A 12841-nucleotide genomic window follows, 5' to 3' on the forward strand; every position below is an offset into this window, starting at 1 on the left:
TCGAGTAGCCGGTGAGGACGGGTGACCACCATCCGCTGGTCGAGTAGCCGGTGAGGAACGAACCGGCGTGTCGAGACCCTGAATCGGACCGGAGGTCTCGACACGTCGCAGGCTCACCCGTCACCCAGGTGTGCGTTCGGTGCTCCACCATGGAGCACCGAACGCACAGCTACCACTCGACCAGCGGGCGACAGCAGTTACAACCCAGCCGACCAACAACTCGTTCCCAACTGATTGACTGAACCTGCGGGAAGCGACCCTAGGAGAAACCGTGGAAACCATCAACGATCCCACCGCAACCCCCGACGCCCGCGTCGAGGCCCTGCGGGAACTCGTGGACTCCGGGCACGAGGTACCCGAGTTCACCCTCGAGTCCAACAACCACATCCACACGATCTACAGCTTCAGCCCCTACACCCCGTCGATGGCGTGCCTGAAGGGCCGTGAGGCGGGGCTGCAGGTCGTCGGCTCGGTGGACCACGACTCCATCGGTGCCGCGGCGGAGATGCGCGACGCCGGCGCGATCCTCGGGATGGGCGTGGTGACGGGCTTCGAGATCCGCGTCACGTTGCACACCCCTGCGGAGGTGACAGCCGGGACGGCCAGGTTCGCCAACCGCAAGCTGAACAACCCCGACTCCGAGGGCGTCATCTACATGACGGTCCAGGGCATCCCCGCCGACGCCCGTGCCGAGGCCGACGACTTCCTGCGCCCCATCCGCGAGCGCCGGCTGGAGCGCACCCGCCGGATGGCCGCGGCCGCGAACCAGATCCTCACCGAACTCGGCGCGCCCAACTTCGACTTCGAGCGCGACGTCATCGGCATCTCCCAGTACGCCTCTGGCGGCACGGTCACGGAGCGGCACCTCCTGTTCGCGATGTCGGAGGCGCTGATCAGCGGCTTCGGACGCGGCCAGGCCCTCCTAGACGGGCTGGCCTCAATGGGGGTGGCAGTCCCCGACAAGCTCGCCGCGACCCTCGGTGACGAGGCCAACCGCTTCCTGCCCTACGACCTCCTCGGACTCCTGAAGGCCGAGTACCTGGAGCGCTTCTACGAGCAGCCGAGGCACTGGGACGACGGCGGCGAGCTGCCCGACGCCCGCACCGTCGTGGACTTCGCCCTCTCCATCGGCGCCATTCCCTGTTACGCCTACCTCGGCGACGTCTCCGCGTCCCCGACCGGTGACAAGAAGGCCGAGAAGTTCGAGGACGACTACCTCGACGAACTGGTGGTCACCCTGCGGGAGATCGGCTTCCCCGCGATCACGTTCATGCCCCCGCGCAACACCCCCGAGCAGTTGGAGAGGGTCTCCAGGCTCGCCACTGAGAACGGCCTCATCGAGGTCTCCGGCGTCGACATCAACCAGCCGCGGCAGGTGTTCTCCTGCCCCGAACTGTCCGAACCGCGGTTCGCCCACCTGAACACCTCCACCTGGGCGATGGTGGCCCACGAGATGCTCAGCAACGAGGACCGCACGCTGGGGCTGCTCCATCCGGACAACCCCCTTGCCTCCGAGCCCCTCCCCGAGCGCGTCAGGCGCTACGGCAAAGCGGGGCCGGAGCTGGTCGCCGGGACTGAGCCCGCCGACGTCGCACAGTCACTTCGCATCGGAGGATTCTCGTCATGACTGCCACTGAACTGACGCGGCACGAACTGCTGCCGCTGCTCCGGGGAGCGCTGATCGCGCGCAACAACACCCCGGTCGTACTGCTGCCCGAGAACCGCGAGGCCGACGTGACGATCGTCGTCGACTCCGCCGACCCGGCCGAGGTGGCTGCGGCGATCTCCGCCGGTCTGCCCCAGGACCTGCCGCTGCCAACCCTCATCGGACTCCAGGCCCCGGGCGTGGAGCTCGTGGTGGAGGCCATCGAGGTGGGGGAGGCCCAGCCCGTGCTGTCCTCTCGCCAGCCCGAGGCCGGGCACGCGTCGTCGCGGGCGCACGTCGTCGCGGGGCGGGTGGCGCTGGTGACCGGCGGCGCTCAAGGATTCGGCGAGGAGATCGTCCGGGCGCTGCACGCCTCCGGCGCCTGGGTGTTCATCGCCGACCTCAACATCGACGGCGCCCGCCGCCTGGCCGACGAGCTTGGGGACCGGGCCACGGCCGTCGAGGTGAACGTCGCCGACGAGGCGTCGGTGCAGGCCATGGCCGAGACCGTCGTGGCCACCACCGGTGGCATCGACCTGGTGGTCTCCAACGCCGGCATCGCCCGTGCCGGCTCCGTGCTCGAGCAGGACCTGCCCGCGTTCAAGCTGTCCACCGACGTGAACTACGTCGCGTTCTTCCTGGTGACCAAGCACCTGGGCAGGATCCTGCGGCAGCAGCACTACGCCGCACCCGAATGGCTCACCGACATCGTCCAGATCAACTCCAAGTCCGGTCTGGTGGGCTCCAACCGGAACGGCGCCTACTCCGGCAGCAAGTTCGGCGGCATCGGCCTGGTGCAGAGCTTCGCGCTGGAGTTGGTGGACTACAAGGTCAAGGTCAACGCGATCTGCCCGGGCAACTTCCTCGACGGCCCGCTGTGGTCGGACCCCGAGAACGGCTTGTTCGTGCAGTATCTGCGCTCCGGCAAGGTCCCCGGCGCCAAGGACGTCGGCGACGTGCGCCGGTTCTACGAGTCCAAGGTCCCGATGGACCGCGGCACGCACGGCCCAGACGTGATGCGAGCGCTGTTCTACATCGTCGAGCAGGCCTACGAGACGGGACAGGCGCTTCCGGTCACGGGTGGACAGGTGATGCTCAGCAGCTAGGACGGTTGCCTACGCATCCGTAAGTTACGGTACCGTAGGTACATCTGTCCTGCGTTCTCGAGGAGAAGCCAGTGCCCATCGCAAACCCCCCGACTGTGATTCAGGGCGGGATGGGCGTCGCCGTCTCATCCTGGCAACTGGCCCGGCAGGTCTCCCTCGCTGGCGAACTCGGCGTGGTCTCCGGAACCGCACTCGACGGCGTGCTGGCGCGCGTCCTCCAGGACGGCGACCCGGGCGGCCACCGGCGCCGCGCGCTGGCGCACTTCCCGTCCCCGGCGATGGCCCAACGCGTGCTGGACAAGTACTTCATCGACGGCGGACGCGCGCCCGGCAAGCGCTACCGCCCGCACCCCACGCTGACGATCTCTCCCAGCAGGTCCGCGCTGGAGCTGTCGCTGGTGGGCAACTTCTCCGAGGTCTGGCTGGCCAAGGAGGGTCACACCGGCCGCGTCGGGATCAACATGCTCGAGAAGATCCAGACAGCCAACCTGTCGGCCATCCTCGGTGCAATGCTGGCCGACGTCGACTACGTCGTCATGGGCGCCGGAGTGCCGCGCGAGATCCCGAGGCTCCTCACCGAGTTCGCCGCTGGCCGCACCGCGAGCCTCAGCATCGACGTCATCAACGCCACCTCCGAGCACCGGGCGTCGCTGGACCCCGCCGACCTCCTCGGCGCGGAGCTGCCGCCTATGCGTCGCCCTAACTTCCTGGCCATCGTGTCCCTGCACGTGCTTGCCGACTACCTGAACCGGGACCCCGAGATCCGGCCCGACGGCTTCATCGTCGAGGGCCCGCGGGCGGGAGGACACAGCTCACCGCCCCGCGGGAAGCAGGTCCTCGACGACTCCGGCGAGCCCATCTACGGCCCCAGGGACGACGCGGACCTCGAGAAGGTGGCCAAGGTCGGGCTGCCGTTCTGGTTGGCGGGTGGTTACGCGACCCCGGAGAAGGTCGCGGAGGCGCGCGCGGCTGGCGCGGCCGGCGTCCAGACCGGAACCCTGTTCGCCCTGGCGGAGGAGTCCGGCCTGGCGCCGTCGTTGCGCGAGCGGCTCAAGTCGGAGCTGGTCGCCGGATCCCTTGAGGTCCGCAACGATCCGCGGGCCTCGCCGACGGGGTTCCCCTTCAAGGTGGCCCAACTGAGCGAGACCCTTTCCGAGGAGCCCGTCCACGAGGCCAGGGAGCGCATCTGCGACCTGGGCTACCTCCGGGTTCCCGTTGAGCGTCCGGACAAGTCGATCACCTACCGCTGCCCGTCCGAACCGGTGGACATCTACCTGCGAAAAGGCGGGGCGCAGGAGGACACCGTCGGCCGCAAGTGCCTGTGCAACGCGCTCATGGCCAACATCGGCCTGGGCCAGTTGCGGAAGCGTGGTTACCAGGAGCCGCCGGCTGTCACCCTGGGCCAGGACCTGGCCGGCGCCGAGGTGCTCGCGGCCCGGTACCCGGATGGGTGGACGGCCCGGCAAGCCCTTGAATGGCTGCTCTCCGATTCGGTAGGTGTACCACTCGCCTCCTCCTGAATTTATGCGGGGGTGCCGTCCTGGCGGCACGGCCGCATGATTGGATTGAAGGCATGAGTCCACGAAAGATCGGCGTCACTGAGCTGGTACTCCGCGACGCGCACCAGAGTTTGATGGCCACCCGCATGGCTACCGAAGACATGGTCGACGCATGCGCCGACATCGACCAGGCCGGCTACTGGTCAGTCGAGTGCTGGGGCGGAGCGACGTTCGACTCCGCCATCCGCTTCCTCAACGAGGATCCCTGGGAACGGCTCCGGACATTCCGTGAGCTGATGCCCAACTCCCGCCTCCAGATGTTGCTGCGCGGCCAGAACCTGCTCGGCTACCGCCACTACGAGGACATGGTGGTGGAGAAGTTCGTCGAGAAGTCGGCCGAGAACGGCATGGACGTCTTCCGCGTCTTCGACGCCCTGAACGACCCCCGCAACATGGCCCACGCCATGGAAGCGGTCAAGAAGGTTGGCAAGCACGCCCAGGGAACCATCTGCTACACCATTTCGCCGGTCCACACCGTCGAGGGCTACATCAAGCTCGCCGGGCAGCTGCTGGACATGGGAGCCGAGTCCATCGCATTGAAGGACATGGCCGCGCTCCTCCAGCCCCAGCCCGCCTACGACATCGTCAAGGGCATCAAGGACACCTACGGCGACGTGCAGATCAACGTCCACTGCCACGCCACCACCGGCGTCACGCTGGTCAGCCTGATGAAGGCCATCGAGGCCGGCGCCGACGTCGTCGACACGGCGATCTCCTCGATGGCTCTCGGCCCGGGTCACAACCCCACCGAGTCGCTCGTGGCGATGCTGGAGGGCACCGACTACACCACGGGGCTGGACATGGAGCGCCTGCTTCGGATCCGTGACCACTTCCGCAAGGTCCGCCCCAAGTACGCCGAGTTCGAGTCCAAGACACTGGTGGACACCGACATCTTCCTGTCCCAGATCCCCGGCGGGATGCTTTCGAACATGGAGAGCCAGCTCAAGGCGCAGGGCGCCGGCGACAGGCTCGCTGAGGTCATGGAGGAGGTCCCGTTGGTGAAGGCCGACGCGGGCCACCCGCCGCTGGTGACCCCCTCGTCGCAGATCGTGGGGTCCCAGGCCGTGTTCAACGTGCTCATGGGCCGCTACAAGGTGATGACCGGCGAGTTCGCCGACCTGATGCTCGGCTACTACGGCGAGTGTCTCGGCGAGCGCAACCCCGAGGTGGTCGCGATGGCACAGGCCCAGGCGAAGAAGGAGCCGATCACAGTACGTCCCGCGGACCTGCTGAAGCCCGAGTGGGAGGACCTGCAGAAGCAGGCCGAAGCCCTGGAGGGCAGCAATGGCAGCGAGGAGGACGTCCTCACCAACGCGATGTTCCCGGGGGTCGCCCCGGCGTTCTTCGCCACCCGCGCCGAGGGCCCCAAGAGCGTCGCGAAGACCGATGCCCAGCTGAAGGCCGAGAAGGAGGCCGCAGGCACGGCTCACCAGGGCATCACCGGGCCCGTGAAGTACAACGTCACCTTCGCCGGCCGCCAGCACAGCGTTTCCGTCGAGCCAGTCTGAGGAGCAGGTAAATGACCAAGCAACACACGATGGCCGAGCGACTCGAGCAGCTCGCCGAACGCCGCGCCGCGGTCGAGGCGGGCGGTGGGGCCGACAAGCTGGACAAGCACCGCGCCAAGGGCAAGCTGACGGCCCGGGAGCGGATCGAGTCCCTGATCGACGAGGGCTCCTTCCAGGAGACCGGGGCCTTCCGCCGCAACCGCACCACCACCTTCGGGATGGACAAGGCCGACCTGCCGGCCGACGGCGTCGTCACGGGCTCCGCGTCCGTGCTGGGTCGCCCCGTGCACCTGGCCAGCCAGGACTTCACGGTCATGGGCGGGTCCGCGGGGGAGGCGCATTCCATCAAGGTCACCGAGATGCTCAACGCGTCCCTGACCACCGGCACCCCGTTCATCTTCATCAACGATTCCGGCGGCGCCCGTGTGCAGGAGGGCATCGACTCCCTTTCCGGCTACGGCAAGGTGTTCTACGCCAACGTGCTGCTCTCCGGCGCAGTTCCGCAGATCTCGATCATCGCCGGCCCCTGCGCCGGTGGCGCGGCCTACTCGCCGGCCCTGACCGACTTCATCATCCAGACCCGCAAGGCCCACATGTTCATCACGGGCCCCGGCGTCATCAAGCAGGTCACCGGTGAGGAGGTCACCCAGGACGACCTGGGCGGCGCCGACGCCCACATGTCGCGCTCCGGCGTCGTGCACTTCGTGGCCGACGACGACGAGCAGGCCATCCTGATCGCCAAGAAGCTGCTCAGCTTCCTGCCGCAGAACAACACCGAGGACCCGCCCATCGTCGACCCCGACGACGTGGTGGAGTCCAACCCCAAGCTCCGCGAGATCATCCCCGTGGCAAGCAACAAGGGCTACGACGTGCGGGAGGTGATCTCCGAGATCGTCGACCACCGCGACTTCCTGGAGGTGCAGGCGGGCTGGGCGATGAACATCGTCGTCGGGTTCGGGCGCATCGTCGGCCGCACCGTCGGCATCATCGCCAACCAGCCGTCGGTCATGTCCGGCGTGCTGGACATCGACTCCTCTGACAAGGCCTCGCAGTTCATCCGGTTCTGCAACGCCTTCAACATCCCCGTGGTGAACCTCGTCGACGTCCCCGGCTTCCTGCCTGGCGTCGCCCAGGAGCACAACGGAATCATCCGCCACGGCGCGAAGATGCTCTACGCCTACTCGGCGGCGACTGTGCCGAAGATCACCGTCGTGCTGCGCAAGGCCTACGGCGGCGCCTACCTGGCGATGTGCTCGAAGGACCTCGGCGCGGACAAGGTGTTCGCCTGGCCGACGGCGGAGATCGCCGTCATGGGTGCCGAAGGTGCCGCGGGCGTCGTCTTCCGCAGGGAGATCGAGGCGGCCGAGGACAAGGACGCCAGGCGGGCCGAGCTGGTGGAGGAGTACCGCGAGACGTTCTCCACCCCATACATGGCGGCCAGCCGCGGGCTCGTCGACGACATCATCGACCCGGCCGACACCCGTCGCCAGATCGCGATGGCGCTGGAGCTGCTCATGGGCAAGCGCGAGATCCGCCCCGCCAAGAAGCACGGCCTCGGGCCGGTCTGATCGGAGATGGCCATGGAACCCAACAACGAGGAACTCCTCGCCCAGCTCGCAGCCCTCACCGAGAAGCTGGCGGCGCTGGAGGCCCGCGTCGCCGAGCTCGAGTCCGAGAAGGAGATCCCGGAGGCGGATCTGGTGGCGATCGGTGCCGCGGTGGCCGCCTACTTCGGCCACAAGGCCAGGATCCGGGCCGTCCGTTACGGCTCCCAGTCCCGTTGGGCCGCCGCCACCCGCGAGCGCACCCACGACCGTCGAGTCCCCCACGTCCGCTGACGATCCCATAGGAGTATCCAGATGAAGCTGAAGGTGACCGTCAACCAGACGGAGTACGAGATCGACGTCGAGGTCGAGGAGGAGGAGCCCAAGGGCCTTGGGCCGATCATCATCGGAGTGAACGCCGGGTCCAACCAGATCCCGACCAAGGCGTCGGTGTCGGCGGTGAGTTCGAACGCCGTCGTCGCACCGCTGGCGGGCTCCGTGGCCCGGATCCTGGTGGCCGAGGGCGACGAGATCCAGGCCGGCCAGGTGCTGCTGATCCTCGAGGCCATGAAGATGGAGACCGAGATCACCGCGCCCCAGGCGGGCACCGTCGCCAGAATCCTCGTCGCGCCGGGCGAAGCCGTTCAGGGCGGGCAGGCTCTCATCGAGTTCTAGGCCGCACCCCCTCAGGCTCCCCAGCCCTTGTTCCCCCGACAAGGCGCGGGGGTTGTGCCTCCAGTGGGGTGTCCTTGTTGGTCATTCGACAAGGACACCCCACTGGAGTGTTTTCTGGCCAGTTTCCCCGCGCGGCGAATAATGCCGGGTTAACATCTTGGGTCTGCGTCTTGACGGCAAGGGGACGCGGGAGTCTGTATTCAGCTAGGGGGACTGAACTATGGACCAGGGGAAGGCTTGGCTGGAGCTCGCAGGCGAGGTGTTGTCGCAGCCGGACGCCGATGGGGCGCAGCGCCTGGTGGCGGCTGCCCTCACCAGCCACACACCTGCGGGCCTCGCCTCCCGGGTCACGTTGAGTGCTCTGGACCCAGAAGAGATCTCCATCGAAATCTCAGGTTACTTCGACGCCCCCCAGGAGCAGTGGCCAACCGCTGCCGAGATCCGACGCCATCCGCTCCACGCCTACTTCACCGACACCGGACAACGAAGCCCAGCCCTGATGCGCGACGTCGTGCGCGCGGGCTGGGCAATCGAACTGGACGTCATGGAGAGGATGCGCGACCTGCGGCTCTCCGAGGAGCAACTCTCCGTTCCCCTCGCGGAGCCGGGCGATCCCTACGACGGCTGGGTCCTGATCGCCGAGCAGCCGTTCCGGCCGGCCGATGTCGAGCAGTTGGCGACGGTGCGACCCTTGCTGGTCGGCATCGCCCGGCACTGCCGTCTTCTCCGGGCGACAACGGCGGCCTTGTCCCAGGACAACGGCCCGCGTCTCACGCCCCGGGAGCGCGTGGTGCTGCTGCTGATCTCGCAAGGCAGGACGGCGGAGGGGATCGCAGCAAGGCTGGCGATCTCCCCCCGCACAGTCCACAAGCACCAGGAGAACCTCTACCGGAAGTTGGGGGCTGCGGACCGGCTTTCAGCCGTGCTGGCCGCCCAACGCAGAGGCCTACTGATGGATGCCTGAGGCTCAGGCCTCCGGCTCGGATTCGGGCATGGGGCAGTCGTTGGCCTCGAGGCCGGCTGCAACCGCCATTTCGAGGGCCATGAAGTCCGCGTCGCCCAGGTACTCGAAGGGGCCGGGAGCCTTGCCCTTCTTGTAGAACGCGCCGCCGCCGACGGTCGCCTTCGAGTGGATCAGCGGCTCCTGCGTGATGTCACGTTCATCCATCCAGGCCGCGACGGCGTCGTCGACGACGAAGCTGCAGACGGCCTGCTGCTCCGGTGTCAGCAGGAACATGGTTCCGAGGTCGCTCAGCGACACCCAGGCGGTGCCGCCTGCCAGGTGGTGCTCGTAGGCCGCTTGGGCCCAGTCGTCCTTGTAGCAGTGATGTGCGCTGGCGACGGACGCGCTCGCGACGGCGATCGCGATCGCTCCGCTGGCGATCGCGCCCAGCCGACGCATTGCCTTGTGAGTGGTCATGTGTTTCCCCCTGTTGGTCTGGTGGCCCAGCCATTCGCCGGGCCACCAGTAGTCTCCGCGTCCAGCCCGGAGGATAGGAATACGCACTGGTGCGTAGCGGGGGCAGGACGAGCCCGGATCACCAGGCGTAGGCCTCCGGCGCCGGCCCACCGGGGCCGGGGAAGATCTCGTCGAGGGTGTCCATGGCGTTGTCGTCGAGTTCGATGTCGAGGGCGCGCAGGGCGCCGTCGAGTTGATCCATGTTGCGGGGGCCAATGATCGGTCCGGTCACGCCCTCGCGGTGCAGGAGCCAGGCCAGCGCGACGTCGCCGGGCTGCTCGCCGCGCTCGTCGCAGAAGTCCTCCCACTTGGTCAGCTGCTCCCGACGCGACTCGATCTCCTTGGCCATGTGGTCTGCGGCACGGCGACCGCCCTCGATCTTCTTGAGCACGCCGCCCAGCAGACCACCGCCGAGCGGGGACCAGGGGATGACCCCAAGCCCGTAGCCCTGTGCCGCGGGAATCACCTCAAGTTCCACCTGGCGCGCCGTGAGGTTGTACAGCGACTGCTCGCTCACCAGCCCCAGGCTGTGGCGCGCCCGCGCCGACTCGTTTGCGGCTGCGATGTGCCAGCCCGCGAAGTTCGAGGATCCGACGTAGACGATCTTGCCCTGCGTGACGAGGGTGTCCATCGCCTGCCAGATCTCCTCCCACGGCGTGTTCCGGTCCACGTGATGCATCTGGTAAAGGTCGATGTGGTCGGTCTGGAGACGGCGCAGGGACGCGTCGACGGCGCGTCGGATGTTGACCGCCGACAGCTTCGAGTCGTTCGGCCGCTTGGTCATGTCGCCGTAGACCTTGGTTGCGAGGACCACTTCGTCGCGACGGCCCGACTTCGCCAGCCAGCGGCCGATGATCTCCTCGGTCCAGCCCCGGTGCTCGGTGCCGCCGTAGACGTTGGCGGTGTCGAAGAAGTTGATGCCCTTGTCCAGTGCGGCATCCATGATTGCGTGGGAGTCGGACTCCTCCGTCTGCGGCCCGAAGTTCATCGTGCCCAGCACGAGCCTCGAAACCTTGAGTCCCGTCCGTCCGAGTTGGGTGTACTGCATTGTTGACTCCAATCTTCGGTTTTGTATTTAACCTACCCGATTGTGTCGTGCCGCTCAGGCCGGGTCGTCGAAGGTGCGCAGCATCCTGCCCGTGGCGGGACGCCAGGCCCTGATCCCGCCCCTGCCGGTGCTGGTGTAGAGGACGCCGTCGCGGGAGAAGCGGGCGTGGGTGATGTCCGGTTCCGGGAGCGCGACGATCTGGCGCAGGTCGGAGTCGTTGATGCGGCCCATCCAGATCCCCAAGGCGGACAGGGCGGCGAGGAAGGCGCCGTCTGGTCCGAACACCACGCCCCGGGGTGAGGCGACGGCGGCCTCGACCGTCCCCAGTTCGCCCAGGTCCGCCAAGGACATGGCATCCAGCAGCCGCGCCGGCCCGCCCGCCCGGGTCATGACGATCTCCTCACCCGCAGGGGAGAAGGCGAGGCGCCGCGGTGCGATCCGCGGCTCCAGGTCAGCGCGCGCCACCTCCTCGCCTCTGGCCACGTCCCAGCGACGGACCGTGTGGTCGGCGCCGACGCTGATGACCCACTCGCCGCCGGGGCTGAACAGGGCGTCCATGACACCGACGCCGCCGGTCACCTGATGGCCCACGAGCTGGGCGACGACGGCGTCGCGCGAGGGGCTGCGGAGCAGGAGCCGACCGTCGCGGCTGACGGTGAGCAAGAGGTTTCCGACGGGGCTCCAGTGCAGGAGCGGCCGCGGCACGTCAACCGTCCCGACGACCCGCGCCACCCTCCCGGTCGCGGTCTTCCACACCACGATGCGATTCAGGTAGACCGACGCCAGTTCGCTACCGTCGGGGGCCAGCGCCAGACCCGAGACGTAGCGGATCGTCGGATCCACGGTGTCCCGCAGCGACATCGGCCTCGACCCCTTCCCATCTCCCGGGAAAGACTAGCCCGCGCGGGGTGCCATCGCCCGCATGGGCCGGACTCGCCGTCGCGCGAAGTTGCAGGCGTGTAACAGAGTGCTGCGCCGTGCGGGGTCAACGACCGCCCCGACTAGACTTCCGGCCATGCCCGCAGCCGATGAGTACGCCCTCGATCCCGACGGTGAGTCCGGCCACGGATCCCCGGCCTACCTGGCCGGTCTGCTGTTGCAGGGACGCGATGTGCTGGTGGTGGGTGCCGGCGCAGTCGCGGAGCGGCGGCTGGAGCGGTTGCTCGAGGTTGGCGCAAGGGTGCGGGTCGTGGCACCCGAGGCCACGGACGGGATCGCCGAGCTGGACAGCGAGGGCCTGGTGGCGTGGCGTCGCCGATCCTTCGTGGACGGGGACCTCGACGGTGCCTGGTACGTGCTGGCCGCCACGGACTCGCCCGATGTGAACGCCGCCGTCGCCGCCGGAGCTGAGGCGCGTCACACGTTCTGCGTGCGGTGCGACGACGCGTTGGGCGGCTCCGCCTGGACCCCGGCCACCTACAACCTGGACGACCTCACGGTGGCGGTCATCGGCAACCGGAATCCGCAGCGGTCCAAGGCCGTCCGGGAGGCCATCAGACGAGCGATCGGCGAGACCGCATGAGCGCCGATCTCATGCCCGGCACCGTCACCCTCGTGGGTGGTGGTCCCGGAGACCCCGGGCTCATCACCGTCGCCGGGCTGGAGGCGATCAAGCAGGCCGAGGTCGTGTTCCACGACAGGCTCGGTCCTCTCGAGCTCCTGGAACAGTGCCCCGAGGGTGCCGAGATCATAAACGTGGGGAAGATCCCGCGCGGGGAGTTCACGCCGCAGGAGGAGATCAACCGACTGCTCGTGGATCGGGCCAAGCGAGGGCTGCGGGTGGTGCGCCTGAAGGGCGGTGACAACTACGTGTTCGGCCGTGGCGGTGAGGAGTGGCTCGCCTGCGCAGAGGCCGGCGTCCCGGTCCGGGTGATCCCGGGCGTGACGTCCGCCGTCGCCGTCCCGGCCCTGGCGGGGATTCCCTTGACACACCGGGGTCTGTCGCAGGGGTTCTGCGTGGTCAGCGGCCACGTGCCACCCGGCGACGACCGCAGCGAGGTCGAGTGGGAGGCGCTGGCCCGCTCCGGCCTGACCATCGTGGTCCTGATGGGGGTCCACAACCTTGCGGCCATAGCGGCCGCCCTCATCGCTGGTGGACTTGCCACAGCGACGCCCGTCGCCGTCGTCGCCGACGGCACCACCCCGTCGCAGCGGACGCTGCGCAGCCAGTTGGACCGCGTGGGCGAGGACACCGCGGCTGCGGGGGTCAACCCGCCGGCGATCGTGGTGGTGGGTGCAGTGGCCGCTCTCGCGCTGGAGTAGCGCCTGGCCCCGTGAAGACGACCGCGTCCTCGATT

General features: G+C 68.2%; 13 protein-coding genes. 10 read left to right on the forward strand and 3 right to left on the reverse strand.

Features of this window, described 5'->3' with window-relative positions:
* Positions 1 to 271: 271 nt before the first annotated feature.
* The 8 genes from LKO27_RS00690 (at position 272) to LKO27_RS00725 (ending at position 9001) form a co-directional block, all read left to right on the forward strand.
* Positions 272 to 1627 (forward strand): PHP domain-containing protein, encoded by a 1356-nt coding sequence (locus tag LKO27_RS00690; protein ID WP_227734985.1) that lies wholly within the window; start codon positions 272 to 274, stop codon positions 1625 to 1627.
* Positions 1624 to 2751: an SDR family NAD(P)-dependent oxidoreductase gene (locus tag LKO27_RS00695; protein ID WP_227734986.1), complete on the forward strand. Its 1128-nt coding sequence runs from the start codon at positions 1624 to 1626 to the stop codon at positions 2749 to 2751. The genes LKO27_RS00690 and LKO27_RS00695 overlap by 4 nt, the downstream gene beginning before the upstream one ends.
* 71 nt (positions 2752 to 2822) lie before the next feature.
* The gene (locus LKO27_RS00700) at positions 2823 to 4271 is read left to right on the forward strand and encodes a nitronate monooxygenase (RefSeq protein ID WP_227734987.1); all 1449 of its coding nucleotides are present in this window, start codon (positions 2823 to 2825) and stop codon (positions 4269 to 4271) included.
* A gap of 53 nt (positions 4272 to 4324) precedes the next feature.
* Positions 4325 to 5818, forward strand: a complete 1494-nt coding sequence (locus tag LKO27_RS00705; protein WP_227734988.1) for a methylmalonyl-CoA carboxytransferase subunit 5S — start codon at positions 4325 to 4327, stop codon at positions 5816 to 5818.
* 11 nt (positions 5819 to 5829) lie between these two features.
* Positions 5830 to 7386: an acyl-CoA carboxylase subunit beta gene (locus LKO27_RS00710; RefSeq protein ID WP_227734989.1), complete on the forward strand. Its 1557-nt coding sequence runs from the start codon at positions 5830 to 5832 to the stop codon at positions 7384 to 7386.
* A gap of 12 nt (positions 7387 to 7398) precedes the next feature.
* The gene (locus LKO27_RS00715) at positions 7399 to 7656 is read left to right on the forward strand and encodes a hypothetical protein (protein ID WP_227734990.1); all 258 of its coding nucleotides are present in this window, start codon (positions 7399 to 7401) and stop codon (positions 7654 to 7656) included.
* Between the two features lie 21 nt (positions 7657 to 7677).
* Positions 7678 to 8037, forward strand: a complete 360-nt coding sequence (locus tag LKO27_RS00720) for a biotin/lipoyl-containing protein (RefSeq protein WP_227734991.1) — start codon at positions 7678 to 7680, stop codon at positions 8035 to 8037.
* A gap of 220 nt (positions 8038 to 8257) precedes the next feature.
* Positions 8258 to 9001 carry a helix-turn-helix transcriptional regulator gene (locus tag LKO27_RS00725; RefSeq protein WP_227734992.1) on the forward strand — a complete coding sequence of 248 codons (744 nt, stop codon included), beginning with the start codon at positions 8258 to 8260 and terminating at the stop codon, positions 8999 to 9001.
* A 3-nt stretch (positions 9002 to 9004) separates the two neighbouring features.
* Here LKO27_RS00725 and LKO27_RS00730 read toward each other — a convergent pair whose 3' ends face one another.
* From LKO27_RS00730 to LKO27_RS00740, 3 genes are all read right to left on the reverse strand, one after another.
* Positions 9005 to 9457 (reverse strand): hypothetical protein, encoded by a 453-nt coding sequence (locus tag LKO27_RS00730; RefSeq protein WP_227734993.1) that lies wholly within the window; start codon positions 9455 to 9457, stop codon positions 9005 to 9007.
* A 118-nt stretch (positions 9458 to 9575) separates the two neighbouring features.
* Entirely contained in the window at positions 9576 to 10544 is a 969-nt protein-coding gene (locus LKO27_RS00735; RefSeq protein WP_227734994.1) for an aldo/keto reductase, read from the reverse strand.
* Positions 10545 to 10598: 54 nt separating this feature from the next.
* Positions 10599 to 11405 carry a WD40 repeat domain-containing protein gene (locus LKO27_RS00740; RefSeq protein WP_227734995.1) on the reverse strand — a complete coding sequence of 269 codons (807 nt, stop codon included), beginning with the start codon at positions 11403 to 11405 and terminating at the stop codon, positions 10599 to 10601.
* A gap of 154 nt (positions 11406 to 11559) precedes the next feature.
* Between LKO27_RS00740 and LKO27_RS00745 the strand changes: the two genes are divergently transcribed.
* Positions 11560 to 12066: a bifunctional precorrin-2 dehydrogenase/sirohydrochlorin ferrochelatase gene (locus LKO27_RS00745; protein ID WP_227734996.1), complete on the forward strand. Its 507-nt coding sequence runs from the start codon at positions 11560 to 11562 to the stop codon at positions 12064 to 12066.
* Positions 12063 to 12806, forward strand: a complete 744-nt coding sequence (gene cobA, locus LKO27_RS00750) for a uroporphyrinogen-III C-methyltransferase (protein ID WP_227734997.1) — start codon at positions 12063 to 12065, stop codon at positions 12804 to 12806. Before LKO27_RS00745 ends, cobA begins: the two co-directional genes overlap by 4 nt.
* The last annotated feature ends 35 nt before the right edge of the window (positions 12807 to 12841 follow it).

The sequence above is a fragment of the Tessaracoccus sp. OS52 genome, assembly GCF_020687685.1.
Taxonomy (GTDB): domain Bacteria; phylum Actinomycetota; class Actinomycetes; order Propionibacteriales; family Propionibacteriaceae; genus Arachnia.

Coding starts and splice junctions, on each gene's coding strand:
- LKO27_RS00695 (WP_227734986.1), top strand. CDS start 1,624: ATGACTGCCACTGAACTGACGCGGCACGAACTGCTGCCGCTGCTCCGG.
- LKO27_RS00705 (WP_227734988.1), top strand. CDS start 4,325: ATGAGTCCACGAAAGATCGGCGTCACTGAGCTGGTACTCCGCGACGCG.
- LKO27_RS00710 (WP_227734989.1), top strand. CDS start 5,830: ATGACCAAGCAACACACGATGGCCGAGCGACTCGAGCAGCTCGCCGAA.
- LKO27_RS00715 (WP_227734990.1), top strand. CDS start 7,399: ATGGAACCCAACAACGAGGAACTCCTCGCCCAGCTCGCAGCCCTCACC.
- LKO27_RS00720 (WP_227734991.1), top strand. CDS start 7,678: ATGAAGCTGAAGGTGACCGTCAACCAGACGGAGTACGAGATCGACGTC.
- LKO27_RS00725 (WP_227734992.1), top strand. CDS start 8,258: ATGGACCAGGGGAAGGCTTGGCTGGAGCTCGCAGGCGAGGTGTTGTCG.
- LKO27_RS00730 (WP_227734993.1), bottom strand. CDS start 9,457: ATGACCACTCACAAGGCAATGCGTCGGCTGGGCGCGATCGCCAGCGGA.
- LKO27_RS00735 (WP_227734994.1), bottom strand. CDS start 10,544: ATGCAGTACACCCAACTCGGACGGACGGGACTCAAGGTTTCGAGGCTC.
- LKO27_RS00740 (WP_227734995.1), bottom strand. CDS start 11,405: ATGTCGCTGCGGGACACCGTGGATCCGACGATCCGCTACGTCTCGGGT.
- LKO27_RS00745 (WP_227734996.1), top strand. CDS start 11,560: ATGCCCGCAGCCGATGAGTACGCCCTCGATCCCGACGGTGAGTCCGGC.
- cobA (WP_227734997.1), top strand. CDS start 12,063: ATGAGCGCCGATCTCATGCCCGGCACCGTCACCCTCGTGGGTGGTGGT.